The sequence below is a fragment of the Shewanella benthica KT99 genome (assembly GCF_000172075.1).
In the GTDB taxonomy this organism is placed as follows: domain Bacteria; phylum Pseudomonadota; class Gammaproteobacteria; order Enterobacterales; family Shewanellaceae; genus Shewanella; species Shewanella benthica_A.
This window is the reverse complement of the sequence record NZ_ABIC01000016.1, coordinates 18,955-45,212: the sequence shown is the minus strand read 5'-3', so window position 1 is coordinate 45,212 and position 26,258 is coordinate 18,955. Positions and strand designations below refer to the sequence as shown.

Here is a 26,258-nt window from a genome sequence, read left to right as displayed (position 1 = left end):
TTGGATCTATCTATGGCATATGACCAAAGCGCAATGAACGAACTCCACTGGTTAATCGATATGGTTCAAACCATAGAAGTTGGCTTGGTAGTATTAGATAAAAACTTTGATATTCAGCTTTGGAATGGCTTCATGGAGAACCATAGTGGCGTCTCTCCTAACTCTATCAAGGGTTCCAATCTGTTTGAACAGTTCGATTACCTTCCCGCCGACTGGCTGAAAAAGAAGATGGAGTCAGTTTTCTTACTCAAGAACCGGGCATTCATTAGCTGGGAACAGAGACCCTATGTGTTTAAATTTAAAAACTATCGGCCCATCACCGGACGAGCAGATTTTATGTACCAAAATGTCACTCTGTTACCCCTCTCTTCGCTCACAGGACAGATCACCCACATCAGCATGATTGTTTACGATGTGACCGATGTTGCCATCCACAAGTTACAGCTAAAGGCCGTCAATGAACGCTTAGAGCATTTGAGTCAGACCGATGGATTAACTCAGCTGCATAACCGCAGATACTGGCAGATATGCATGCAGAAAGAGTTCGATCGCCACGCCCGTTATGGTGATAAAACCAGTCTGGTCATGTTCGATATCGATCATTTCAAGAAAGTTAATGATACCTATGGCCATATGGCCGGTGATAAGGTGATTCAACATATCTCCCATCTGCTTAAGCAGTCTCTGCGTGAGACCGATTGCGCGGGGCGATATGGTGGTGAAGAATTTGCTGTGGTGCTGGCGAAAACCAGTGCCAAAGACGCCCTTAACTTCGCCGAACGTTTGCGCCATAAAATTGCAACTACTGAACTGATTTATGAGGGCGAGCCTATCAAGGTCACTGTCAGTATTGGGATCAGCGATCTACAAGAACAGATAGGCAACAGTGGCCAATGGTTATCATTTGCCGATCAAGCCCTTTATCAAGCCAAGAAGGCAGGGCGCAACAATTGTGTGATCTATAAGCCCAAGACATAAATGGTTTAAACAGAAATAGAGTCACAAAAACAGAAAAGGCCCATAATGGGCCTTTTTAAGCTTAACCGAATGGGTTCAGACAGATTAGTGAAGAGTCTCATCGTCTTCTTCAAAGTCTTCAACTTCAAACTCATCATCGCGCACCTCATCACCGTTTTCATCGATGAAATACGTACCCCAACCGTCATAGTCGACTTTCTGCTTAGCCGCTAACGTTAATAAGGCTTCACAAGCCTGATCGAGTAGCTCAACTTCAAGCTTATGGCTTGCGACGGCATCGAAACAGTAGATAACAGAGCCATCTTCCAGCTCCATCTCTTCGGCATCATTGACTTCAAAACCGGATTTAAACGCATCTACTGCCGCTTTTTCCAGGCGTTCGAAGTTAGTCGACGAAAAGTGATGCTCAATTGTGTAGTTGGCATCCGGATGTGAACCGTCACCAAGAATAGCACTGACTATCTCTTGGTTTTCTTGTTTCTGTGCCTTAAGTAAACGCTCAATTGACATGGATGACTCCCAATAAAAAATCTTGGCAAATTATATACCATAGATAATACCAGTTCCATTAAGTAAGTGATCATTCAGCGGGAGTTAAAAACGCTGTAGGCAAGTAAGGGGATTGAAGCTAATAGTTATTCTATATCGAAAGCCACTTGCGCAGCATAAAGTGTTTTTAAACCCGCACTAGGTGAGCTTCTCAGGACTTCTACTTCTGTGTTGCATTGTCTCAAAAGGGAATAACCATTTCCTCAACAATTCGCCTTGAATTAAAAGCCCTGAGAGAGCTCTGAATTGAGCATACATTTAATGGAATTGGTATATATCAACACCCGTGGAAAGGTATTAATCCAGACATAAAAAAGCCTCCGACAATGGAGGCTTGTTTATCGACTATCGAGCCAGGTCTACTTGGCCATTAACGCCGATGCTTCCCGGTTAAGCTGAGTCAACCGAGCTGACATTAGCGCGTGGATACGTGATGAAAGCTCTTTGACCTGATTCTTAGCCAAGCCCTTGGTCTCGATAGGCTCCATCATCTCTATGATGACCACGCCATTGTCCCAACGATTCATCTTGATATGCCCCTGACACGAGGCCAATACAGGTACCATAGAAACACCAGCTTCGATTGCAGTATGGAAGGCACCTGATTTGAAAGGCAGCAAGCCTTTACCTTTGGAACGTGTACCTTCGGGAAATATCCAGATAGATAAATACTTATCTTTAATTTTTCTGGCTGTTTGCGCCATGGTTTCGAAGGCTTTATTACGGTTCTTTCTGTCGATGAGGATATTGCCCGATAACCAGTATATCTGACCGAAGAAAGGCACCCAGGCGAGACTCTTCTTGCCCAGACTCACGGTCCCCTTAGGCACCGCAGCGGTATGAGTGAACATATCGAAGTTATTTTGGTGATTGGCGAGATAAATACAAGGTTCATCTTTCAAGCCAGAACTCGGCTTACGCACTATGACCTTGATGCCTAACACCGGCGCGGCATAGGAAAATATTTTAGCGAACATGTGTACATTATCTCGATGACGAGGTCTAAGCAGGCAAAAAAGGCCACCAAAAACAAATGCTAGCAACAGCATCACAGCTAATATCAACGATCTGAGGATTAACAGCACAACATACTCCCATGATTCTAATCGCGTCATTATAGCCAGCAAGAGGACATGACTCAATATTTTGTTTACGTTTGTAGCCCGAAACTGATATACATCAATTAGAGCAAACCGACTAAACACGCGATTATCTGACCAGGAGCATAATCGCGTCCAGAAGCATTAGCCTAACTTTAGTTAACCTTAGCCTGCATAGCGACTTGCTGAGCGGACTTTTTGGTCAAACTCAGTACCAGCCTAAACAGGATGGCACTGACCGCAAGCGTGGCCACTATAGCGGCGCCGCTCGGCAAATCCAGCGTTGCAGAAAGCAGTAAACCAAGAATGTAACCCGTCAGTCCCACCATATAAGCAGCCCCCAGCCTATATTTAGAGCCAAACTTATTGACCGCGAGTGCGGGTAATATCAAGGTACTAAATACCAGATAGACTCCAACCAACTCGACCGATAAGGTGATCACTATGGCGAACAAAATATAGAAACCACTGCCTTCGAGCAGCTTAGGCTTGAAGAAAACCACGGCTAATACCAGCGCGGAGACACAAGCAGGCCAGATAAGTTGTGACCAGTTGACCCAGAGTATTTGCCCCGACAACAACTGTTTAAGCATCTCTGCCCCATGGGGATCGTTGGACAGCAGCAACATGGCAGCGACGGCAGACAGCACGTAAAAACAACCAATTATAGCCTCGAGTTCATCGGCCATACACTTAGATAACCAGGCAATAAACCCCGCTCCGGCAAGGGCAAATAGGGCCGGCATCCACACATTAGAGAAAGGCAGATGCTCAATATCATGATTGAGGTGAGCGATAATCGCTCCCAATGCAGCCACTTGCGCAATCGCAAGATCGATGAAAATAATGCCTCGCTTTAGCACCTGCTGACCGAGTAACACATGGGTCGACAACACCAGCACACCCGCCGCTAATGCAGGCAGGAGAATTGAGATTAAATTAATATCAAACATGGGCGAATACTCGCTTGTTGAACGTAATCGAATAGAAGATAAGGGCAGTGGATAAACCACTGCCCTTATCGAATTGCTCTAGCTAGCTGTTATGCTAAGTAAGAGATCTAACACACTGTCGTAGAGGCTGAAGAGGTCTTGACTCTGATCGTTGCCACCAACCGACATGGGTAGCACCTGAACCGGTAAGTTTGCCCGCTCTCCCAGCCAATTGGCGCCACGCTCATCCTGATAAGATGCCACGATAATCGCCATCACATCACCCGCCTCCGTTCGCGTCAGCAAACTTGCAAGATGACTGCTACTAGGTGGTAAGCCAGGCTTAGGCTCCAGATCGGCAACTTGCTCAATACCTACCCAATTGAACAGGTATTTGAAGCTGGAGTGATAGGCGATAACCTTCTTGCCGTGCAGAGGCGCCGCTTTCTTCTGCCAAACCGGAATAGCCGCGGTCCATCTCTGACTAAAGTCAGCCAAGGCTGACTCATATTCCGCTTTGCTGGCCGGATCGACGGCTATGAGCTTAAGCGTAAGCGCCTGAGCCACTTTCAACATCCGCTCCGGAGAGAAGTGAAGATGTGGATTCCCCTTAGCATGAACATCGCCCATGCTTCGATCCACAGATTTAAGCTGATCTATGGTTTCAACCTGCTCCGCAGCATAAAAGAGCCCCTGAGCAGTTGAACGCACCTTAGCGTTAGCTGACTTCATCTGCAGCATAGGCAGCCAACCAATCTCCAGATCGGCGCCGGCACAGACAGCAATATCCGCCTGACGCATCTTAGCGATCAGACTCGGTCTGGCTTGAACCTGATGAGGATCTTGCATCGCGGTCGTCGCCGAATAGATCCTGGCATTGGGTGCCAGCTCCTTTGCCAGAGCCGCGTACTCTGGCTCACAGGCAAAGATATTTAACTGGGCAGATGCCATGCTCGAATAACTCACTACTACTGCGGCTATCGCCGACTTAACTAACTTAGAATTGATGCGCACCGTGAGCCCCCAGAGTCATAACATATTGAAGAGTTAGCACGTTATCGTCTTCGATGCCGAAGTGATCCGTACCTTGTTGATTGGTGTATTGCAGGCGAACGGTTGAGAAGTGGCTATGATGCCAGGCGAGGCTGACCTCGGTTTCCTTTAACTTCTCAGCATGGAACGTCTCACCTTCCCGATCCTGAACATGGGTCTCACCATAACGTACACCAGCGGACCAGTTTGGACTAAACTGATACACGCTACTCACATACCAAGCTTGCATATCATCGACACTCACTGCAGCATGATCATCTTCGAGTGGAGCAAAGTCTGTCACCCTGAAGTACTCTCCGCTCAGCGTCAGGTGTTGATATTTATAGTTGCCATTGGGAGCCCACTTATAGACAAAATCAGCAATATAAGTGTTCTCACCGGTAAAAGTTGCGCTGTGGCTGTGGTCGTGTCCAGTCTCGCTGACCAGCTCTTCGTGATCGTGTTCATCCGCAGTCAAGCGGCCGTTCTCGTTACGAAGATAGCTTAAGCCAGCCTGCCAGGAACCATTTGCACCTATATCACCACCAAGTTTGGTATAAGCCGTAAAGACACCCAAGGCCTTAAACTGACGCTCACCGTGCTCATCCACTGCACGCATACTGTCTCCCTTAAACGCCTCCGCCCCCAACAACAAATACAGATCGGTCGGGGCAACATAGTTGAAACGCACGCCATCATCGAAATAATGGCTGCCGAGGAAGGCACGATATGCCCCGGGACGGTCCGAGAAGGCGTCGGTATGAACATGTTGATTGTTCAAGTAACCTATATCGGATAGGAAACGGCCAGCACGAATCGAGAAGCCATTTGGCATGGCCAAGGTTTGAATGAAAGCTTCTTCCAGTCCCAGTTCGGTTCCCTCTGCATTAGTCTCGATGACCGAGGTCAACTTACCGTAAAACATATCATCGATATTGGCACTCAATGCCAACTCGGTGTGCCCTAGGCCGAAACCCTCGATGCGCTCGCTCATGGGACGTTCGGTACTTTGATAGTAACCATCGAGCACGGCACTGATCGCTGGGTTTGTCAGGGTAGGATTAGCGGCGAAGACTGAAGTCGTAAAAAAGGCACATGCAGCGGCCACGCATGATACGCGGCTATTAAAAACGGACATTTGTTTCTCCAAAATACAGCATAAGTCCCCTAACATTTTTATACTTAATTAAGTAATTAGGTGCTAGGTGGACTAAATCAAAAAATCGTATTACTGAAGTTAACTAGACAAACGCACGCTCAACTCTAGGGCCTATTAGCCCTAATAGCTTTATTGGATGTCAGACAGGTACAAGGAGTACAGTCATCCCGTCCAAAACTGAGCTTACGATTGAAATTAGTTAACTGAGATTGAGCTGATTTACGCGACAGGAGGAGCGCGACTGCGGAAAACACTGACATGTGACGCCAGACGCTCACATACCCGATAGGCGACAGGTTCGAATGTTTGAATTGCAGCTAGAAGGGTAAATGGAACACTAGGTAAGAGTTTATTAAGCTGATGTTTATGGAAACAGAGGGTACAGTGACCCTGAGCACCATGATCTATATGCTCAACGCTATGGACAGAAGCGGCAAAAGACAGGCAGATCAATATGGCTGATAGCCATAAAGCAATTCCTCGTCTCACACTATTACTGACCATGAATACCACCGTTTAACAGCCTACCCCGAATCAAGACGAGGTAACAGCGCGTCCAATTTTATGCAAACAGAGGGTTAAGTCAAGTTACGATTGTAATAAAACGCGGTGAAATCCACAAAATAAATGTAAGAAAAAATGAGTCTGTAACGAGAAAAGCACATATAACTGATGATCTTAATTGAATAATATCATCATAGAATATGATCGCCATCACTCAATTCTAGGCCACAATTAATACTGACTTAAGCTCTAAAGTCTAAAATTACCACTATTAGTTAAATAAGCTAATCCTATTTGAGCTAGCGTAAACCCATCAGGGGAGTAAACACCATGTTAGAGTTCCTACGTGAAAACGGTAAAATGATCTTTTGGACCACCTTTTTCTTCATCGCCATAGGTGGCGGGATCTACTATGTCGACGCCGCATTGGAAGCACAGGTTAGGGTTATTAATTAAGTTAGGCTTTCAATAAAATATATTGCAGCAAAAGTTAGCGATACTTCTGCCTATGCTCACTATCGTCGACCTCTTTAACCTCTGGCGCTTGGGTTACTCTTAGGTGATCCATCATATGACTGACAAGTAAGACAATCACAGCCACTATGGCCAGAGGTGTAGTTAAATTACCCATCTCTGGCTCAAAATAACCGTAGACTAGAGCAGCGCCTCCAGAATAAAAGGCGGCAATTTTTAAACGTGTGAGAATAGGATTCTTACCTAACCAGGCATCACAATGGGGACATTGAATCTGCGCATTTAAACCCTTACCACGCTGGTTTTTGACCGCATTGACACCAAAAGTCTTACTACAATGAGTACATAACACAGGCTAGATCTCTTTCGTTTAACAATAATTCGGTGAACGAGTTTAACAGAATTTGAGTTATAAAAGACCCTGTTCAGTACATCTGGCTACATCACTCAGGATGTACTCAATCTGGACGTTGCCAGCAGTTGACTTCTTCAGCATCGATTATGCCAGAGGCCGTCATATCAGCCTTCTTCTATTTATGCCAATCCAACTATCTCATCTTGCTCATTAATATCTATATTCAAGTACCCTGGCTTAACGCCTAAGCCAGGCATAGTCATCACTTTACCGACCAGGGCGGTGATAAAGCCCGCTCCTGCATTGATCTTAAATTGGGTTATTGGCAACTCGAAGTCTGTTGGGATCCCTTTCGCCCCATAGCCAGCTTCGGCAATCGTCATTAGCTTAGCTTCCATACTGATATCTAACGGGATAGAGAAATCTAAAATTAGATGTTTGCTCCGTGGCACTCACCACGGCTCTTGCCAGAGCTTCGGCGCCGCTAGCCCCTTCACTAAAGGCCTCACTGACTTCACAGCCAAAGGCCGATGTCTCGGCCACAGCCCCTTTAAACCATTGGATTTCTGTGTCGATATCCGTTGGGAAATGATTAATCGCCACCACGACAACGGCCGCATCGGGCGCCCTGCCAGATTCTCTGACCTTGATATTACAGAATTTCTCGAAGCCCATATCCGAACCAAAACCTGCTTCCGCGACCACAAAATCCGACAGTTTTAGCGCGATTCTATCGGCGATAATCGATGAATTTCCATGTGCAATATTAGCAAAGGGGCCGGCGTGGATGAAGCACGGATCTCCGGTTAGCGTCTGCATTAGGGTCGGCTCGATGGTATCTCTCATGATGACTGTCATAGCACCAGCAACGCCCACATCTTCTGCCGTAATTGGCGCCCCTTGGGTATCTAACGCCAATATCAGGCGACCGATACGTCCACGCATATCCTTCAGGTCCCGGCTCAAGGCGAGTATGGCCATCAACTCGGATGCCGCCGTGATATCGAAGCCAGAATCATGTACGGGTCCGTTATTATCTCCTATCCCCACGCTGATATTTCTCAGACTGCGTTCATTATGATCCACAACCCTGCGCCATAGGATCTGCTTAGGATCGATATTGAGAGGCTCAGATCCGGATTGTACAACATACTCATCTCGAGATAATCTGGATTGATGAAACAGGCAAGCATCGATAGCCGCTGCCGCTAAGTTGTGAGCACTGCTAACCGCATGAATGTCGCCGGTGAGGTGCAAGTTAAGCTCCTCCATCGGCACGACTTGGGCATATCCGCCACCAGCAGCTCCGCCTTTTATGCCAAATACAGGCCCCATACTGGGCTGACGAATACAAGCGGTAGCACGCTTACCTATGGCATTTAATCCTTGGAACAGACCAATAGTGGTGACTGTCTTACCCTCACCGAACGGAGTCGGAGTCACGGCGCTGACAATCACCAACTTCCCCTCATGATTTGCTTGCAGGCGATTTAATATCGATAAATTGATCTTTGCTTTAGTATCGCCAAATAGCGATAATTCACCGGGTTCTATGCCTAACTTATTTGCGATATGCTTGATAGGACTAAGCTTTGCTTGACGAGAGATCTCCACGGTAAGATCATTATAAATTGAACTTTATGCTCAAGTAGCGATCAGATCACCAAATACTCTTTTTTGGTGATGTTAATGACTGCTACTTTTTTAAAACATTTTGATTCGATTGCGGATCCCCGTATTGAGCGTTGTAAAAAACATAACTTATTAGATATTATTTTACTCGCTATAAGTGCGGTTATGTCAGGCTCTGAAGGATGGGAAGACATTGAAAACTTTGGACATCTAAAGCTTGATTGGCTTCGTCAGTATCGTCCTTTTGAAGCCGGTATTCCTCGGCATGACACTATTGCCCGTGTTATCTGCCGATTAAAAGCGGATGAAATAGAGAAAGCTTTTCAAGCTTGGATTTCTTCTCTCCTAGAAGGTACTGGTTGCGATGTCATTGCCATTGACGGCAAAACTGCACTTCATACTGTGAGCGCCTGGAGTTGTCAGCATCATCACGCTCGATGCTATGGGATGTCAAAAAGAGATAGCAAAGCTAATCGTTAAGCAAAAGGCTGATTATATTCTAGCGCTTAAAGGTCATCATTCTGGTCTACAGGGCGAATTGAAACAAGACGTTGTCAGCAAGTGCTGGTTAATAAAAGTTGGTTAAATAATAAATATCAGTGGGTTGGCTTAAAAAGCATTATCAAAGTGACATCAGACGTACATGAAAAAATGACAGGTAAAGAGACCACTGAAACACGTTGGTACATTAGCTCATTAGATTTAAATGCAGAGCAGGCGTTATCTTCTGTGCGAAATCACTGGCAAGTAGAAAGTATGCATTGGGTGTTAGATATGACATTCAGAGAAGATGAATCACGGATCCGTAAAGGCCGAGGTCCGCTTGCTTTTAATGTGATGAGAAAAATAGCAAAAGTAGGATTAGTGAGGCTTATTTAAGCTTTTTTGAATCTAAATCAATAAATAGTAATCTAGTAGAATAAAGCTAGCAGAAATGGTTTAGCATCTTGCAGGCCGCAACGTTGCTTAATACCAAGCGGTATAATCTATCACAGAAAGCTAATTTTTCCCGATAGATGTGGGCGACGACCCCGTTTATCTCTGAGTTCAAAGACTAAGTCATCTTCATCGGCCTCGGAATCGAAGGTCACATCGGCAGGCATTAACAGTGGCAGTTTAAATGCAACATCCACCTTGCAGGGACGCTCGCCAATTTGCGGCATCATCTGGGCGATACAGCGAGCCTTAGACCACATACCGTGGGCTAACACACGGTCGAAACCAAAACGTTTCGAGAGTATGGGGTGAAGATGAATAAGATTATAGTCTCCCGAAGCTTTCGCATAACGGCGACCTAAATCATCGTCTAAACTCCAGGCCTCGGGTGACTCCCAAGCCATGGCATTAGCCTTAGGTGGGCGAATACGGCGCTTACCATTCTCGATACGATAGAGGTAAGTAGACGATGATTCCCAAACCAATTCACCATCGACAAAAGCTTTCGAGACTAAATCGAATTCTAAGCCTGAATCCGTCACTGTGCTACTCGTTAAGGTACACTCAATATCGAATTTTTCATCGACATTTAACATTCTGTATTGAGAAATACTGTTGTTAAGATGAATCATGCCTAGCAGTGGAAACGTGATGCCATCATGGATAAAGATAGCCGCATGCAGACGAAATGCCATCACATACATGTAAGTCATGGGCAGTGTCGTGCCGTCAAAGTCGAAGCCACATACCGATGAGTATTGGGCCACTTTATCTTGCGATAAGCTGACATTAGAGACTGAAACATAGATCCGTGGCAAAGGCTGCTCATTCCATCCTGGCTTACGCCCGAAGAAGATCTTACGATAGAGGGAAAACAGCGAAGGCATCGCCTTCAATTCAATAGAATAATCATTTTCCACGTTAACCGAACCTTTCAAGTTTTATCTCACCAAACAGCTTTCAAGCTGGCGAGTATACCTTAAAGTACGCCAAATACGCCAAATACGCTAAATTCAAACTGAATTAATCTATTTCAAAACAGCTCTACCTGGTTATCCTCTTTATTTTTGACGATATTATTAAGATAGACCTTCTCTTCAGTCATCATCTGACCGATGCGTGCAGGTGACATACGTTTCAACAAGACTTTACCGCTATTAGGGTGAAACAGCACCTTACGCGGCCAGGGACCGCCCAAGTCCTCCGACTCTATCGCGATCCCCTCGAGTTTCAGGTATTCCTTGACAAACTCTATGTTAGATTGACCGACATTGAGCACTGACATCTTGGTTATCTGCGCCCCACCAAACACTTTTGCCTTCAATCTTTGTCGTTGACCACCAGAGGTCAAGATGCCATTGATCAATTGCTCCATGGCCAAGTTTCCATAGCGACACGAATAACTTGTCAGTTGATGCCAGTCTTCGTGGAGTTCCTTCTCGGGCAAGAGGAAGTGATTCAAGCCCCCGATCCCCAATAAGGGGTCCCAGATACAGGCGGCAACGCAGGAACCCAAACGGGTGAAGATATATTCGTCATGGGAGGATATATAGAAAACGCCGGGGTCGACTCTGGCTATGACCTTGTTATGCTTCCTATCCCAGTTTCTGGGGATCTTCTCGAAACCCATTCGTGGTGGAGGAATTGCGACAGCTTGCATTCAGCCTCCTTGCTGTTAATTTGACCAACTCAAACTCTATCTAGGATGCGAGTATTGTTTTGCGTACCAATATGAGTCCAAAGTATAGTCAGGCAAATGCAGGCTAGCCTTAATACTTAATCATTATTTAATCCTTATTGAGCTGGCGATTAACATTAACTCTGGGATTAATTGGTATCAATCACACGCCTGCTGCCAACAGCTTTTCACCTTAGCACCGTGCTGAGTCATCTCCATGGGAATACTTCTATCGCCAACCAGGTGGCCGGCACCGATAATGATAAATAGCGGTTGCTGAGTGCCAGACTCTTGCATTAGCTCACGAATTCTCGCTGCCATATCTATGTTTCGTTGCCAGAGCAATTTGTCCAACATAAAGATATCCCGCTCATCTGACATCTGGCCCTGCATAAGCTCGGCGATATGTGCCGCATCTCCCGTTCTCCATGCCATAACCAGGCCATGCATATCTTCGTCCGGTGATTCTATGGCATCTCTCACCATGGCCCACTGAGACTCCTCATCGAAGGAGGAGAGTAACTGAAACTGGAACTCGGTACTTTCTAGCTCTAACAAGGGCCGACCTTGATTGTTAGCAATAAACCGCTGATCTACACCATAACCTGCACTGTAACCTAGCTCTTCGAATCGATTCATTCCCAGTTGCATCGACTGCAGCCAAGGCGCAAATCCACTCAGTGCAGCACACACACTGCCTCTTGGCTTACAATACGCATCGAGTACAGTCTTAGTTTCAACGTCTATGGCAAGCTTGTTCAAGCCATACTTTTTGATCAAAGCCATGATGTCGGCACTGCCCGCATCGGCCTCGACAACTAAAGATCCTGCCGACTCAAATTTAGCTTCGATCAGCGGTGCCATAGGATAAAAATCAGCCTGGCCTACATGAATGGAACCGAGTAGATAGGCTGTCTGACCTTGATAATCGATCTTAAAAAAGGGAGGCCTATCTTCTACTGCAGCCTGGGTCGATGCGATAAAACCCGAGAAAACGAGCCATACAACACCGACTAATAGCCTATGCCGACTTGTTGCCATCCGATTAGCCCCTTATAATCTCGATAATTTAAAAGTTTATGCAATGAGAGGCTTTTGTGCCACATACACGTGTTATTGAACAATTGAAACAAAACTTACAATCAGCCTATCGTAAATCCATCGATGCAGATGGCAAGCTCGATGAGTTAAAAAATGCGGGTCATGCTAAGTTCAATAGGATATTCACTCAGACTGAAGGCTTCACCACCAACAGCAATCGCTTTAAGCCCTATGTCCAGGAGCTTGCAGATGAACTCGAAGCGCTACCGACTGATAGCGAAAATATGCCTGCTGCATTAGAGAAGTTTGTACGCAAGTTAGGTGTATTGATTCAGACATTACAGGCATTTAAAGAGCAATCAAAATAATCTGTACTTTGTGAGCTCTGAATAACGCAACAAAAAAGGCTAAATAAGCGATTCGCTCATTTAGCCTTTTTCATTTAAAACTTAAATTTTAGGCTCAACCTTCTTCTTCATCCAATCGGCAAGTAGCTTGTTCTCATATCTTAATGGCTTATCACTCATACGACCTATGTTATGCATGAAGCTCATATCGGTCAGCTTCTCGTTACCTACCATGACCACCTTATCGCCCTCGAGTACCGAATAGCTAAAGGTAATGCGAGGCGGATAGATATCTTTGACCAAGCGAATATCATTCATGGTCGCACCGAATGTCGGTCTGACATCGCCAGCAAGATCTAAGTCTGTTACGATTAACTCAAGTTTTTGTTCAGGTTTGAGAATTTTTCGAGCCTCTTTATCTAGGCCCTTGGTTAATGTTGCAAACGTACGAGCCTCATAACGCGACTGAATATCGCTCACCGCTTTGACATCACGAAAATTCTTAGGGTCTTGCCAAGTTATCTTAACCACACCGTGCTCTGTCACTGGATTTCCAGCTACATCATCGGCAACTGCGCAACCAGAAAGCATCACGCCAGAAACCATAGTTCCTGCTAGTAATAGATGGATTAACTTCATATCAGCCTCCTAGGCTAAGTTTTTCCTATGGCATTTAGCGTACAAAATCTAACCTGAATATGAGCTTAATGCAAAACAATTAGTGACAATTCATTTGTATAGAGTCCCATTTATACTAGACCGTAACACGCTAGATTTAATTACATAATAATGAGATATAACTGTATCAAAAGTTATCATTGATAAATAGAATAGCGTCACTCAATGCTAAAAATCCTGACATAAAATGAAAAATTCTCCCGCGCTTATTCTTGTTACTCTGATTTTTATCGCTCTCGGTACTAGCCTCTATCTTATCAATCGCTCAGAAAAGAGCCATATACCTGAAACTTGGTCCTCTTTCGTGTATACCAATGGCTATGATTCGGGTCGATATAAGAAGCAAGATGGCTTCATCAACTATGAGGCCTGCCGTGAACACGCATTAGAGACGTCGGTCAAGTTTGATCACGCCCCCTGGGAATGCGGGCTAAGGTGCCGCTTCGATTCCAGCCGACAGGGGTTTCAATGTGAAACAATGACAAGAGAATAAGCACTCCTTTTTATCTATAAACCTGGCTGAAATCGCTAACAGTTCAGCAGATATTCAAGTTGGTGATGATAATATGCAACACAATATCTATCCAAGCACTATGAGTATAACTATGACTTCTTCACTAAAAAATATATTAATGCTCTCTCTTCTCGCTGCATCTTCTTTAGTGAGTGCCACCGACCTAACTAACTTAAAGATAGATGAGACTAAGGCTACTGCCGACGATGTGCTTAGCCAGTATCAGGCCCTCACCGATGACATGAGTGCAGATGAGCAATTAGAGGAAAACGATCAGCAACTCGAGCAAGAAAACCTCGAGATGTTACAGCCAATCTGTACCGAATACTCTATCGACCTAGATACCGGTGAAGAGATCTGTACTTCACTATAATTCATATAACGAATCCACATTGGCAAGTGGAATGACACTTGCCAATGCTATCGAGATAAGTATAGAAAACGGGAGCGAGACAATCTATGCCTCGCCTTCCTTACAGCTCCCAAGCCAACTTCCTCAAAATAGCCATTACCGACTCTTAATCGGGCATCTCGCTCTAAATCAAACCGCTCACTTTTCATTCAGATTAGGTTCATGGTTTACCGTTTAACATACTGAATAAGTTAACCAGCAACAAGATTTCGACGCTGGCCTGGAAAAGGCTGAAAACAAGTTTATCAGTAATATCTGTAACGAACATGGACGTGAATATGATAATGCCACCGAGGTCGAAGTGATTATTGCCTAATTAGATGCTCAATAAAAAAGCGAGGTTAACCTCGCTTTATTAGCTTCCCTTCTCTAAAACATCAGCCAAACAAAGCCAGTTTAGAATGGAAACCTTTGACTCAATTGTGGATAAATAAGTGTTAACTGCTTTTTCTTAGTGGTGAATTTTTTACCTTGTGGTGTCGCTTTTCCGGAAGGGATAAAAGGAAGTTCCTCGCCAGTTCTATCTTCGAAGATCTGACCGGCTATCAAATCATATTCATCCAAAAACGGGTAAGGATAACCATCTTTCTCCGGCCACTGAGTTAACCGGGCAATCTCATCGGGATTGGCGATCACTTTTTCATACCAGTCTTGACCCAATGAGATAAGAAAACATCGGTACTCGGCAAAAGCATATTCTGAATCACAACCAGTGATAATATAAGCCGCTCCCCAAATAGACCAAAAATAGGATCTGCGCATCTGCTGACCGAATATTTTATCAAATTCGAGCAATTCCTGGTCAGATAATCGCTCTAATTTACTCTTAAGGTTATCGGCAAGGCTTATCTGGTCTTGCGCGGGTGTCTCTCTCGTTACCAGTTGCCAGAATTCTATTTCAGTCATTGGCTTCTCTTCTCTCTCATCTACTGCTTTTGACCATTCTAACCAATATGCCGACTCGAGACAGTACAAACTCTCTGATAGGAAAGAGAGAGTCGGTAAAAGTATCAACAGAGGCATTAATCTTATTTCTTTACGGGGGGAAATAAGATTAATGCCTTTGACAGCACTGATGAACTTTTCTACACTCGCCAGCGATTCCTAACCGCAAGATAAACTATCACTTAGGTTCTATGAGACATTCAATGAAAAAACCACCCTTAGGCTTATCTATACTCATGTTGCTATATTTCGCCTTGGCCCTGCTCGCCCTATCCCGGGCTGTCAACACTCAAGCCGTGGGTCTATTTTCTCTAGGGGTTATCCCCGTTCTCATAGGTCTGATACTAAGGACTAACTGGGCCAGCATTATTTTTAAAGTTTACTTAGGCATACAAACATTGGGATTATCGGCACTGGGTGGCACAGCCATTATCGCCTATCAAATCTCGCCGCAAGATGTCAAAGTCATCCTTGATGGACATGATATTCCCGTGCCTCTCATCGCAATAGTCGCCATGCTACTCTTATCATTCCAAATCTATCTTGCTCTGGCCAAATCCACTAAGGACTACTTGCAAGCGGAAGCATCAATCAAACAGGAATGAACCAGATAACGGGTCCACCACGAGAGTAAATGCTCGATGATTCGTCAAACAAGCACATTTTGATGATTATTTATTCAAAAGTTGACCTGAAACGCCATTTTAGGACGCTAAAACCCTTTAAAAATGGCTAAGCTTATGGCATGTTACCTAGCGTAATTACTAAGTACCTAATGTGGTTAGCTTAATTAAATCTACAGAAAGAAGAGACGATTCAAATGAATAAGACTGAACTTGTTGCAAAAATGGCTGAAAATGCGGACCTGACTAAAACAGAAGCTGCACGCGCACTAAAATCTTTTGAAGAGACAATCACAGCAGCACTGAAGAGCGGTGATAAAATCTCTATTATTGGCTTTGGTTCTTTTGAAACTACAAATCGAGCGGCACGTATTGGTCGTAACCCACAGACGGGTAAAGAGATCCAGATTCCAGCTGCAACCGTACCTAAGTTTAAAGCAGGCAAAACACTGAAAGATAGCGTTAATCAGTAAGGTTTTTCTGTCTAAAAGAAACCTCCTACAGGGAGATTTCTTTTATGCCTGAGTTTACTAAATTTGTGATCCGCAACCTGCTAGGTTATCTTATTCTCGGCGATAGCCTAGTTCACGAAACACATTAAATAATTGTTTAAAATAGAATTAAATCAACTTCACTCTCCGTCCTCCCCCACTAACCAATAATTTTTATTATCTGCAAATAATGTTAAATAGATCTCACTTCTCCTCCGAATAGCCTGATATCTTTCTTATCAGCGCTTACGAATACTGGTAGATGACAAGGTTAGCCAACCCGATATCTGGCTAAAACAGGCTCTGCCCACACTGGAACAATCTGAAATCACAGACAATAAAAAAGCGCCTCTCGGCGCTTTTAATTGTCGATTATGTCGCGATTATAGATTAAACCTTAGCAGCATCATCTTCTTCGCGCTTCTTAATAAAGTATTCCCGCGTCAGTTTAAACACTACCGGACTGAGTAATGCCAGAGCGATAAGGTTTGGAATCGCCATCATGGCATTGAGCGTATCGGCCAGTAACCAGATGAAATCCAGTGAACTAACCGCACCTAATGGCACCACCAGAATCCATAGAATTCTGAAAGGCTTCACCGCCTTCACGCCAAATAGATACTGCACGCACTTCTCGCTATACACACTCCAACCTAAGATGGTGGTGAAGGCGAACACAGACAGGGAAATTGCCACGATATAGTTTCCCATAGGCAGCGCCGATGAGAATGCCAAGGACGTCATCGCCGCGCCATTCTCACCCGATGTCCAAGCCCCCGATACTATGATTGCCAGGCCTGTGATTGAACAGACGATTAAGGTATCGATAAAGGTACCCAACATGGCAACCAGGCCTTGAGCGACCGGGTTATTAGTCTGAGCCGAAGCGTGAGCAATCGGTGCGCTACCTAGGCCTGCTTCATTGGAGAAGATGCCTCGTGCCACACCGAAACGAATCGCTGCCCATACCGCTGCACCGGCGAAGCCACCTTGAGCCGCAACCGGGTTAAATGCACTATGAAAAATTAGCACTATAGCATCCGGGATCTCGGCTGCATTAACCGCTAATACGGCAAGACCCGCGGCGATATAGAACAGGGTCATAAGTGGTACCAGCTTACCCGCCACATCGGCGATACGCTTGATCCCGCCCATCAGTACAGCACCGACTAGCACCATCAATACAAGACCTGTTACCCAAGTCGGCACACCAAAGTTACTGCTTAGGGCATCGGCTACCGAATTTGACTGTACCGTGTTACCGATACCGAAACCGGCAAAAGAACCGAACAGGGCAAACGCGGTACCTAACCAGGCCCACTTACTGCTGAGTCCATTCTTGATGTAGTACATAGGGCCACCGATGTGGTTGCCATTTGCATCTATTTCACGATATTTTACCGCGAGTACTGCCTCAGCAAACTTAGTCGCCATACCCACCAGCGCCGTACACCACATCCAGAATAACGCACCCGGACCACCAATAAAGATAGCTGTAGCAACACCGGCAATATTACCCGTACCGATTGTTGCTGAAAGCGAAGTCATTAATGCATTGAAAGGGCTAATTTCCCCCTTCATCGACTTATCTTTATCAGGGATCCGACCAGACCAGAGCAGTTTAAAGCCGGTTCCCAATTTTAAAATTGGCATCAGTTTCAAACCTACGGAGAGAAACAGACCAACACCTAAGATCATGACCAGCATGGGGACACCCCATACAAAGCCATTGATCATACTGATAAATTCAGTTATTCCTTCCATTCAAACCTCTTCAATTCTTGCTGATTATTTTTATGTTTTTTGTGCGTTTAGCTCTATGGCTAATATTTTTGATTGCGCTACAGAGTACAACGAATAGTCAAGGTTTGGAAAGGGCGCAGGGGGAAACTATTAGTGAATAGTTTTACACATAGAAATTGGATAACTTGTCGGATAACAAGTTTGATTCAAATATCTTTTTCTTCATCTAGCTGTATGGGTAGTTATAGGATTCATCAAGTCCATAGCTTCAATAGTGTTTATTGCCTGCAGCAGGTGCCGTGTATGGATACATCAATGTCCTGAAGGCTGACCAATGATTGAATAGATTAAGACCGTTGACTATGCTGGGATGCCTCAATGATGAGAGCCCCCCCCCCAGCGCCATTATTTATTAGCTTGTTATAAAATTACTGGTACATATGACCTTTATGCTTTAGCCAGCCATTTATATGATTGTTATTTGGATCTCGATGAATCCAATGCACTACACCACCTTTATTATTCCATTCATATACACCATAAAATTGATATTGATAGTTTTCTCATGTGCCAAACCCTCCCTAGCTTGATAACGTCTTAGTATTTATAGACAAAGATTGATCTTGCTCATTTTATCGTCGTGATCGCCTTCGTTTTTTTTGGAAAAGGTTCGAAGACATGCCATTAACCTTTGTCTGACCTAATTTATTTGCTTGCTCCGCAAACTGCTACGAATAGTCGATGGGCAATTGTGGGTATGTCTGTTGTACCAGAAGTGATCTCTGCCACGCATTGTGGCTTACCTGTGCTTGCGATTTGCGCCATTACCAACATGGCAGAGGGCCTAGGTGATGTAAAACTGTCACACGAGCAAACCCTCAAAAGTGCAAAGTTAGCCGAAAGTGACTTCCTGAAATTAATTCAGTCATTTGTCGAGAGCAAGAAGAAATAATAGAGGACTCGGGTCAAATTTGGTTAAATCGAATAGACAGATTTCTTGTAAATCAGCAGGTGTAAGTTAGCTCAAGGACTTAGGTTTCAGGGTGAGGTGTCGCGAAGTGATACTCTTCGAACGAGAGACAGGGTGAATATGGCATAGCCATGTGCCTATGAACGAGAAGCATGGAAGCTGAACTGGCTGTTGTATATGGACATATTTTGTCGAACTGACTGTTAAACATGGAAGTTGTTTGAAACCGCAGAGCACCCAGGGATGGACTCTTTTAAAATCGAGAACCAGCGTACCGAGAGATTACTTACACTAATAGCCCGCTACAGGCGATAAGTAAAAGTGAGGGTTTAGCCTTCAACAACCGACCAAATACCGAAAGGCACTGGATTCCCGCCCAAAAGCATTGCGGGAATGACGACCTATGGAGACGCTACCCACAATTTAAAAAGCTAAATCGAATAGAGAGCCTCTTGCAAACGGGATGGGTCCATATAAGTATCTGCATATAAGCCCGCAGCAAGCGATAGGTAGCCATGAAGGTTAAACCTTCAATCACACTCCCCAATACAAAAAGCCAACAGCAAAAAATGCAAATAGCCTTCAATTATAAGGCCCTAAAATTAGTTGAAGTATCTGCACATAGCTCACCGCAGATGATAGATAACAGCAAAGGTACGATAAACTAGCAAACTACCAAGTAAAAAATAAGCCGGATGCTAAATAAAAAATGTAAACCACCTTCATTTCAAGGCGGCTAATCCTTGGGTAGATAGATACTGATAACAGCCGTCAGCCCCAACATTACTGATGAGATCCACAAACAAACTTCTAACCCTGCTACTTGATACACATAGCCGGAAAGCACAGTGCCAATTAAGCGCCCCATGGCGTTGGCCATGTAGTAAAATCCCACATCCAGGGAGACACCATCGTCGCTGGCATAATTGACAATCAAAAAGCTATGTAGTGAAGAGTTAACCGCGAATACTGCACCGAAGAGCATCAATCCAGCTAACAGGCTCAACTGAGGGCTGATATTAAAGGTCAAGGCTAGCGCAATCAGCCCAGGGATAGCCGTAAGAGCACAAGCCCATAGCAGGGCTTGCCTGCCTCCTGGCGCGGAGCCATCGGATTTAGAGGTAAACCTTGGCGCTTGAGTCTGCACCAAGCCATAAGCAATCACCCAAAGTGCCAGGAATCCTCCCACATAATAGTGATCCCAGCCAAACTGGCTGCCGAGATAGAGGGGCAATGCCACCACAAACCAGACATCACGGGCAGCAAATAGGAACATACGCGCCGCTGATAATATGTTGATACTGCGGCTCTTAGAAAATATCTCGCTGAACTTGGGCTTGTTCTTGGCTTTGCCCAGATTTCGCTTGAGAGTAAACAGACTCAAGACCCAGACTAAGGTTAGCGCGATTGCCATGATAGCGATGGCAAACGTGAAGCCAAACAGGCTCAGCAGGGCGCCACCAAGAAAGAATCCCGCTCCCTTGAGGGCATTTTTAGAACCGGTAAGCTTGGCAATCCAGCCATAGAGTTTCTGCTGCTTAGCATTGACATCATCTCCAGCCTTAGCCTCGCCGTCTGTCTGGCCGTTAGATGGCTCAGTAACAAGCAGCATCTTGATTGAACTCTTGGCACTCATCTTATTGAGATCTTTGGCTATGCCGGAGATGCCCTGCGCCATCATCACCCAAATTAAGGTAAGCATGGAGCTTGGCACCAGCAGCATGACAAGCGCCGCGACCTGCAAGCCCAGACCAATATTCATGGTCTTGTTTAGCCCAATACGTGCCCCCAGATAACCACCAACTAAGTTAGTAATCACGCCGAAAATCTCGTAGAAGAGAAACAGCATGGCGATAGCGAGAGGGCTATAACCTAGCTGATGAAAATGCAGCACCACCAGCATCCGCAGGGCACCATCGGTCAAGGTAAATGCCCAATAGTTGCCTGTGACTAGCAGATATTGCCTCACAGATTCCGGTAAAGCTTTGATACTGGAAAACATAAATATCCTACACTCTAGATTCGAGCCCTGAGTTCCTAGATTCTAGATTCTAGGAACTAGTTTCCTTCTTAGCTTTTATCTTGCAATCCAACCATTCGCGCTAGCTCTACTGTTCTGTTGGCATATCCCCACTCATTGTCATACCAGACATAGAGCTTCACCTGAGTGCCATTAACGACCATGGTCGATGGCGCATCTATGATGCAGGAGCGTGGATCTGTCTTGTAATCTACCGAAACCAGAGGGCGCTCTTCGAAACCTAAGATATCCTTGAGCTCTCCCGCCGCGGCCTCTTTGAATAGGGCGTTGACTTCATCTTCTGTAGTAGCACGCTCAAGCTCGAATACACAGTCTGTCAGCGAAGCATTGGCTAAAGGAACTCGCACCGCATGGCCGTTAAGCTTGCCTTTAAGCTCTGGGAATATATGGGTAATTGCGGTGGCCGAACCTGTCGTGGTCGGGATAAGACTCAAACCACAGGCTCGGGCGCGGCGCAGATCTTTATGGGGCGCATCGAGGATGGTCTGGGTGTTAGTAATATCGTGTATCGTGGTCATGGAGCCATGCTTGATACCAATTTTCTCGTGGAGTACTTTCACCACGGGTGCTAAACAGTTGGTGGTACAGGAAGCCGCTGTGACTATAGGGTGGAGGTCCTTGTCATATAAATGATGATTGACTCCCATCACCACATTAAGCACCCCCTCCTCTTTCACTGGCGCCGTCACCACGACACGCTTCACTCCTTGATCCAAGTAAGCCTGCAGCTTAGCCTTAGACTTCATCACGCCAGACGCCTCGATAACCAGATCACAACCAGACCAGTCAGTATCCGCAATAGCCGTATTGCGGCTAGTAGGGATACGCTTATCACCGATCACTATGTAATGGCTATCACCAGTTTCATCTGCTGTGGCTTCATGTTGCCAGCGTCCATGGACCGAATCGAACATCAACAAGTGAGCCAAAGTATGGGCATCTCCAGCAGGATCGTTGATATGTACAAATTCGACATCATCCCAATCCCAGGCGGCTCTTAATGCCAAGCGGCCCATGCGGCCAAATCCATTGATACCTATCTTAATACTCATGACTCAGTTCCTTGATTGCTTCTATTACAATTCAGCTATTACGATTCAGCTATTACTAACTCTAGAATCTAGCTCTTAAGCTAGATTCTAGGTCCTAAATCCTATCGGGACACTCAGTCAATGTTTATGTTTCGACCGTTTCATTACCAGTATCGGCTTCAAATTTACTGCGCCGACTATTCACGAAAGCCACCAGAGTGAGCATAACCGGAACCTCAACCAGGACACCAACAACCGTAGCTAGGGCCGCTCCAGAGTGCAGACCAAATAGTGAGATAGCCACGGCGACGGCTAACTCGAAGAAGTTAGAGGTCGCTATCATGCAAGCCGGGGCCGCTATCTTATGGGACAGCTTCATCTTCTTAGCGATATAGTAAGTAATGAAGAAGATGCCATAGGTCTGGATCATCAGAGGGATGGCAATGAGTAAGATGTTCTGTGGCTCATCGATAATCGTCTGGGCCTGGAAGCCAAATAGCAGCACTACCGTGCCGAGCAGACCCAGCATAGACCAAGGTTTAAGCTTGCTAACAAACTTGTTTAATGACTCGGAATCCCCGTCTGCTTCTAGCTTTTTACGGGTTAGCGCACCGGCAACCAGAGGTAAAACCACATAGAGAAATACCGAAGAGAGTAAGGTTTCCCAAGGTACCTGGATATCATTCACACCCAGCAGTAATGCACAGATAGGGGCGAAAGCCACCACCATGATGAGGTCGTTTACCGATACCTGAACTAAGGTATAGTTTGGATCGCCCTTGATGAGCTGACTCCAGACAAACACCATGGCCGTACAAGGAGCCACGCCGAGTAAAATCATACCGGCGATGTATTCGGTCGCGCTCTGAGGGTCGACCCAATCGACAAACAGCACCTTAAAAAATAACCAGGCCAAGAGTGCCATGGTAAAAGGCTTAACCAGCCAGTTGATAACGACTGTCAGAATGAGCCCCTGTGGGCTCTTTTTGACATCTTTAATCGATGAAAAGTCGATCTGCACCATCATGGGGTAAATCATCACCCAAATGAGTACGGCGATAACTAAATTAACATGGGCATATTCCAGCGATGCCACCAAGGCAAATACAGCCGGCATTAGATTGCCAAAAACCAAACCAGCAAGAATAGCTAACCCTACCCAAACACTGAGATAACGTTCAAATAATCCCATTTTTATTTCCTCAATTTTTATCGGTTTAATTACAACAAGCTCGTACACGTTCCGGACGCTCGCCCATTTTGTGTAACCTAGTGATATTACTTGAAATGAGTGACTTATTATTTTCACTGAGCTCTGTAAGCGTCTTATTGATCCAATCTGGTAACTCAGGGTTTACCCTATAAAACACCCACTGTCCCTGACGCTTATCCAGCAGCAGACCTGCCTTTCTCATTTGAGCCAAGTGTCTTGACACCTTAGCTGACTCTCGTCTAGCGCCTGCATTAACTCACAGACACATAACTCCCCCTCTGCAATGATCAACAGCAAACTGAGTAGTCTGGTTTCATCGGATAACAGTTTAAAAAACTCTAAAGTGGTCATGTTTACTCCATACAAGCTTGTATTCGACATATAACCTCAGGTTCACAATACCTGAGCATTCGATAAAAAAGAAAGACATATGCCAAAACAAATATACGACGAATCATATATCTGTTTATCCATATGTTCAATAGGTAAGTTACTCTAAATAAGTGAGGAATTTGATAATTTAGGAATAAGAAGTGCGTCGGTTATCCTTGGGATCTAAGTAGTTCATGGCATGGCGGGGGGATGAGACTCAGCTCTGGACAGTAAGCCTAGGGAGAAGCGATAAAGAAGCTATAAGGCGGTAGGCGGTAAGGCAACTTTTTCTTCAAGCTAACAGTCTTTCAAGTAGTCGAGCAGTATTCCGGCCAAAGGCATGCCGGAATGACATGTGTTTAGTTGCACTTCTACTTTATGGCTTTCTTGGCTCTATCTTGAGCCCTCAAGAATTCAAGAAAATCCTAGTTCCTAAAACCTAGTTCCTAAAACCTAGATTCTAGGAACCTGGAAGGTTAGAAACCTAATTACCAGCGATCTTCATATCGCTGAGCAAGATGCCACCGGTACGGATCGAAGATCTCAGATCGCGATCTTTACTCACTGCAACGATATTCTGAAACATGTCTTTGAGATTGCCCGCTATGGTGATCTCTTCTACAGGATAGAGGACCACGCCGTTTTCGACATAGAAGCCCGCCGCACCGCGAGAATAATCACCAGTCACGGCATTGACACCTTGGCCCATGACCTCGGTCACGATAAGACCCGTGCCCATCTCTTTCACTAGCTCATCGAAGGTTTGCCCTGTATGAGAGAGTGTCCAGTTGTATATACCACCCGCATGTCCGGTATTCTTCAGGCCCAGTTTTCGAGCCGAATAACTGGTTAACAGATAGGTAGAGAGCACCCCGTCCTGAATAATAGCGCGGTCTTGAGTCGCAACGCCTTCACTGTCATAGCTAGCACTCGCTAAGCCGCCGACCATATGCGGCTGCTCATCGATGCTAAACCAATCAGGGAATATCTTAGTATCGATGGAGTCGAGGAGGAAGCTCGACTTGCGGTAGAGGCTACCGCCGCTGATAGCGCCCACTAAATGACCCATGAGTCCGGTGGCGATTTCAGGAGCAAACAATACCGGCAACTCAGTGGTAGCAATTTTACGTCCACCAAGACGACCTAACGTCTTCTCCGATGCCTTGCGTCCCACCTCTTCCGGTGATAGCAACTCACTCAATTTTCGAGCGATAGTGTAATCATAATCACGCTGCATATTGCCATCAGTCTCACCGATAACCACGCAGCTTAGGCTGTAACGAGAACTGGAATAGCCATGTAAAAATCCGTGGCTGTTGCCGTAAACTTTTATACCTGTGTGGGCATTAGCACTGGCCCCATCAGAATTTGTGATCCGGCTATCGACATCCAATGCAGCTTCTTCTGCACGCGCTGCTAACTCAATTAACTCTTCTGGAGTGACTTCTTGAGGATGATACAAGTCTAGATCAGGAAAGTCCTTTGCCATGAGTTCGGCTTCGGCTAGTCCATTGTAAGGATCCGATGAGGTAAACTTTGCAATACCATTGGCAGCCTTGACCGCTTCTTTTATCGCTTCTGGGCTCAAATCTGAGGTCGATGAGCTGCCTTTACAGCCATCACGAAACAAGGTGATACCTAACGCGCCATCTTTATTAAACTCAACCGTTTCAACCTCTTTCATTCGAGTCGATACGGATAACCCTTGTTGTTTACTGATAGCAACTTCTGCACCCGATGTACCGAGTTGCTTGGCATACTCGAGTGCCATAGATACAGCGTCTTTTAATGAATCTAATTCGGTGTCAATGCTAGGTGTCGTCACAAATCTGCTCTTTTGTTATCAGGGATCTTGATAGCATAACAAACCCAATACCCAAGTACATTAAATAACTTGCCTCGCCGATAGGCGATTTTCTCATGCAATGTTATTATTACCTCAGTTTAGGAGAGAGATATTTATATATGAAAGTAGTCGGTGATTCAGAACACTTTAAACAGCCCTTCGACCATGATGAAGATTATGCCAGTAGAGCAGAAACCAAACGTGAAATTGCGATATATCAAGAGCTAGGAAAGAAAATCGTTGCGCTGAGCAAAACTCAGATCGACAGATTGGAACTTGATGAGATGTTATATGACAACGTATTAAAAACTAAGATCATAAAAATAAATACTGAGGCTTACCGTCGTCAGCTGCAATTTATTGGTAAGTTAATGCGTTATGTCGACATCGAAGAGCTGCAACTCAAGATGAAAAATGTGTTAAACCAGAACAGTAATGAGAGTGCTAAGCAAAATGTTGCTGAAAAAATTAAAGATCAGCTTCTAAGCGAAGGGGACAGTGCGGTGCAGGCCCTCATCGAAAAATATCCAGACTTAGAAAGACAGAAGCTGCGCCAACTCGTACGCCAGTCTAAAAAAGAGCTCACAAAAAAGCCTGATGATGCATCTAAGTCAGCAATAGAGTTAGTTAAATATATTCGCAGCGAACTTGCTGAATAGCCT

The 26,258-nt window shown here is 45.2% G+C and carries 25 protein-coding genes and 5 pseudogenes; 10 read left to right on the top strand and 20 right to left on the bottom strand.

Features of this window, described 5'->3' with window-relative positions:
- The first annotated feature begins 12 nt into the window (after window positions 1-12).
- Window positions 13-978 (top strand): GGDEF domain-containing protein, encoded by a 966-nt coding sequence (locus KT99_RS09490; protein ID WP_005499398.1) that lies wholly within the window; start codon window positions 13-15, stop codon window positions 976-978.
- Between the two features lie 84 nt (window positions 979-1,062).
- On the opposite strand, the gene rraB is transcribed toward KT99_RS09490, so the two are convergent.
- From rraB to KT99_RS22820, 6 genes are all read right to left on the bottom strand, one after another.
- A complete protein-coding gene (rraB, locus tag KT99_RS09485; protein ID WP_005499395.1) occupies window positions 1,063-1,488 on the bottom strand; it encodes a ribonuclease E inhibitor RraB in 426 nt (141 codons plus the stop codon).
- Window positions 1,489-1,886: 398 nt separating this feature from the next.
- Window positions 1,887-2,612, bottom strand: a complete 726-nt coding sequence (locus tag KT99_RS09480) for a 1-acylglycerol-3-phosphate O-acyltransferase (protein ID WP_040571822.1) — start codon at window positions 2,610-2,612, stop codon at window positions 1,887-1,889.
- A 170-nt stretch (window positions 2,613-2,782) separates the two neighbouring features.
- Window positions 2,783-3,580, bottom strand: coding sequence for a metal ABC transporter permease (locus KT99_RS09475; protein ID WP_005499391.1), 798 nt, complete (start codon window positions 3,578-3,580; stop codon window positions 2,783-2,785).
- Window positions 3,581-3,658: 78 nt separating this feature from the next.
- Window positions 3,659-4,573, bottom strand: a complete 915-nt coding sequence (locus KT99_RS09470; protein WP_005499388.1) for a metal ABC transporter solute-binding protein, Zn/Mn family — start codon at window positions 4,571-4,573, stop codon at window positions 3,659-3,661.
- Window positions 4,557-5,729: a membrane protein gene (locus KT99_RS09465; RefSeq protein ID WP_040571821.1), complete on the bottom strand. Its 1,173-nt coding sequence runs from the start codon at window positions 5,727-5,729 to the stop codon at window positions 4,557-4,559. Before KT99_RS09465 ends, KT99_RS09470 begins: the two co-directional genes overlap by 17 nt.
- 240 nt (window positions 5,730-5,969) lie before the next feature.
- Window positions 5,970-6,254, bottom strand: coding sequence for an ABC-type zinc uptake system zinc chaperone (locus tag KT99_RS22820; protein ID WP_083804832.1), 285 nt, complete (start codon window positions 6,252-6,254; stop codon window positions 5,970-5,972).
- A 330-nt stretch (window positions 6,255-6,584) separates the two neighbouring features.
- On the opposite strand from KT99_RS22820, the gene KT99_RS23280 reads away from it, so the two are divergent.
- Entirely contained in the window at window positions 6,585-6,710 is a 126-nt protein-coding gene (locus KT99_RS23280; RefSeq protein ID WP_005499383.1) for a hypothetical protein, read from the top strand.
- Between the two features lie 34 nt (window positions 6,711-6,744).
- On the opposite strand, the gene KT99_RS09460 is transcribed toward KT99_RS23280, so the two are convergent.
- Together KT99_RS09460 and KT99_RS09455 are read right to left on the bottom strand one after the other, a co-directional pair.
- Entirely contained in the window at window positions 6,745-7,080 is a 336-nt protein-coding gene (locus KT99_RS09460; protein WP_005499382.1) for a hypothetical protein, read from the bottom strand.
- 182 nt (window positions 7,081-7,262) lie between these two features.
- Window positions 7,263-8,715 (bottom strand): annotated as a pseudogene (locus tag KT99_RS09455) (formate--tetrahydrofolate ligase).
- Between the two features lie 57 nt (window positions 8,716-8,772).
- On the opposite strand from KT99_RS09455, the pseudogene KT99_RS20750 reads away from it, so the two are divergent.
- Window positions 8,773-9,567, top strand: a pseudogene (locus KT99_RS20750) (ISAs1 family transposase); the annotation flags it as partial.
- 137 nt (window positions 9,568-9,704) lie between these two features.
- On the opposite strand, the gene KT99_RS09440 reads toward KT99_RS20750, so the two are convergent.
- From KT99_RS09440 to KT99_RS09430, 3 genes are all read right to left on the bottom strand, one after another.
- Window positions 9,705-10,538, bottom strand: a complete 834-nt coding sequence (locus KT99_RS09440) for a MaoC/PaaZ C-terminal domain-containing protein (RefSeq protein ID WP_040571831.1) — start codon at window positions 10,536-10,538, stop codon at window positions 9,705-9,707.
- 146 nt (window positions 10,539-10,684) lie between these two features.
- Window positions 10,685-11,311 (bottom strand): chemotaxis protein CheD, encoded by a 627-nt coding sequence (locus KT99_RS09435; protein ID WP_040571819.1) that lies wholly within the window; start codon window positions 11,309-11,311, stop codon window positions 10,685-10,687.
- Between the two features lie 177 nt (window positions 11,312-11,488).
- Window positions 11,489-12,370 carry a TraB/GumN family protein gene (locus tag KT99_RS09430; RefSeq protein ID WP_005499371.1) on the bottom strand — a complete coding sequence of 294 codons (882 nt, stop codon included), beginning with the start codon at window positions 12,368-12,370 and terminating at the stop codon, window positions 11,489-11,491.
- Window positions 12,371-12,426: 56 nt separating this feature from the next.
- On the opposite strand from KT99_RS09430, the gene KT99_RS09425 reads away from it, so the two are divergent.
- Window positions 12,427-12,738, top strand: a complete 312-nt coding sequence (locus tag KT99_RS09425; RefSeq protein ID WP_005499368.1) for a hypothetical protein — start codon at window positions 12,427-12,429, stop codon at window positions 12,736-12,738.
- 81 nt (window positions 12,739-12,819) lie between these two features.
- Here KT99_RS09425 and KT99_RS09420 read toward each other — a convergent pair whose 3' ends face one another.
- Window positions 12,820-13,356 (bottom strand): DUF3016 domain-containing protein, encoded by a 537-nt coding sequence (locus tag KT99_RS09420; protein WP_005499367.1) that lies wholly within the window; start codon window positions 13,354-13,356, stop codon window positions 12,820-12,822.
- A gap of 226 nt (window positions 13,357-13,582) precedes the next feature.
- Between KT99_RS09420 and KT99_RS20745 the strand changes: the two genes are divergently transcribed.
- Both KT99_RS20745 and KT99_RS09415 read left to right on the top strand, forming a co-directional pair.
- Window positions 13,583-13,888, top strand: coding sequence for a hypothetical protein (locus KT99_RS20745; protein WP_083804831.1), 306 nt, complete (start codon window positions 13,583-13,585; stop codon window positions 13,886-13,888).
- 112 nt (window positions 13,889-14,000) lie between these two features.
- The gene (locus KT99_RS09415; RefSeq protein ID WP_040571830.1) at window positions 14,001-14,282 is read left to right on the top strand and encodes a hypothetical protein; all 282 of its coding nucleotides are present in this window, start codon (window positions 14,001-14,003) and stop codon (window positions 14,280-14,282) included.
- 435 nt (window positions 14,283-14,717) lie between these two features.
- Here KT99_RS09415 and KT99_RS09410 read toward each other — a convergent pair whose 3' ends face one another.
- A complete protein-coding gene (locus KT99_RS09410; RefSeq protein ID WP_040571829.1) occupies window positions 14,718-15,227 on the bottom strand; it encodes a DUF4240 domain-containing protein in 510 nt (169 codons plus the stop codon).
- Window positions 15,228-15,469: 242 nt separating this feature from the next.
- Here KT99_RS09410 and KT99_RS09405 point away from each other — a divergent pair, with 242 nt between their 5' ends.
- Both KT99_RS09405 and KT99_RS09400 read left to right on the top strand, forming a co-directional pair.
- Window positions 15,470-15,871 (top strand): hypothetical protein, encoded by a 402-nt coding sequence (locus tag KT99_RS09405; protein WP_005499363.1) that lies wholly within the window; start codon window positions 15,470-15,472, stop codon window positions 15,869-15,871.
- A gap of 215 nt (window positions 15,872-16,086) precedes the next feature.
- Complete coding sequence (locus tag KT99_RS09400; protein WP_005499362.1) at window positions 16,087-16,362, top strand: HU family DNA-binding protein; 276 nt, start codon at window positions 16,087-16,089, stop codon at window positions 16,360-16,362.
- Between the two features lie 408 nt (window positions 16,363-16,770).
- Here the strand turns inward: KT99_RS09400 and KT99_RS09395 are convergent, their stop codons facing one another.
- Window positions 16,771-18,144 carry an alanine/glycine:cation symporter family protein gene (locus KT99_RS09395; RefSeq protein ID WP_005499361.1) on the bottom strand — a complete coding sequence of 458 codons (1,374 nt, stop codon included), beginning with the start codon at window positions 18,142-18,144 and terminating at the stop codon, window positions 16,771-16,773.
- A 407-nt stretch (window positions 18,145-18,551) separates the two neighbouring features.
- Window positions 18,552-18,662, bottom strand: a pseudogene (locus KT99_RS22015) (DUF3465 domain-containing protein); the annotation flags it as partial.
- A gap of 209 nt (window positions 18,663-18,871) precedes the next feature.
- On the opposite strand from KT99_RS22015, the pseudogene KT99_RS09390 reads away from it, so the two are divergent.
- Window positions 18,872-19,075, top strand: a pseudogene (locus KT99_RS09390) (phosphorylase family protein); the annotation flags it as partial.
- Between the two features lie 754 nt (window positions 19,076-19,829).
- Here the strand turns inward: KT99_RS09390 and arsJ are convergent.
- From arsJ to pmbA, 5 genes and pseudogenes are all read right to left on the bottom strand, one after another.
- The gene (gene arsJ / locus KT99_RS09385) at window positions 19,830-21,095 is read right to left on the bottom strand and encodes an organoarsenical effux MFS transporter ArsJ (RefSeq protein WP_005499359.1); all 1,266 of its coding nucleotides are present in this window, start codon (window positions 21,093-21,095) and stop codon (window positions 19,830-19,832) included.
- A gap of 68 nt (window positions 21,096-21,163) precedes the next feature.
- A complete protein-coding gene (locus KT99_RS09380; protein ID WP_005499357.1) occupies window positions 21,164-22,186 on the bottom strand; it encodes an ArsJ-associated glyceraldehyde-3-phosphate dehydrogenase in 1,023 nt (340 codons plus the stop codon).
- A gap of 124 nt (window positions 22,187-22,310) precedes the next feature.
- Window positions 22,311-23,357, bottom strand: a complete 1,047-nt coding sequence (gene arsB, locus KT99_RS09375) for an ACR3 family arsenite efflux transporter (RefSeq protein ID WP_005499355.1) — start codon at window positions 23,355-23,357, stop codon at window positions 22,311-22,313.
- A 25-nt stretch (window positions 23,358-23,382) separates the two neighbouring features.
- Window positions 23,383-23,729: pseudogene (locus KT99_RS09370) on the bottom strand (metalloregulator ArsR/SmtB family transcription factor).
- Between the two features lie 505 nt (window positions 23,730-24,234).
- Window positions 24,235-25,575 (bottom strand): metalloprotease PmbA, encoded by a 1,341-nt coding sequence (gene pmbA / locus KT99_RS09365; protein ID WP_005499342.1) that lies wholly within the window; start codon window positions 25,573-25,575, stop codon window positions 24,235-24,237.
- Between the two features lie 140 nt (window positions 25,576-25,715).
- Here pmbA and yjgA point away from each other — a divergent pair, with 140 nt between their 5' ends.
- On the top strand, window positions 25,716-26,255 hold the full coding sequence (gene yjgA, locus KT99_RS09360; protein ID WP_005499340.1) for a ribosome biogenesis factor YjgA: 540 nt from the start codon (window positions 25,716-25,718) through the stop codon (window positions 26,253-26,255).
- Window positions 26,256-26,258: the final 3 nt, after the last annotated feature.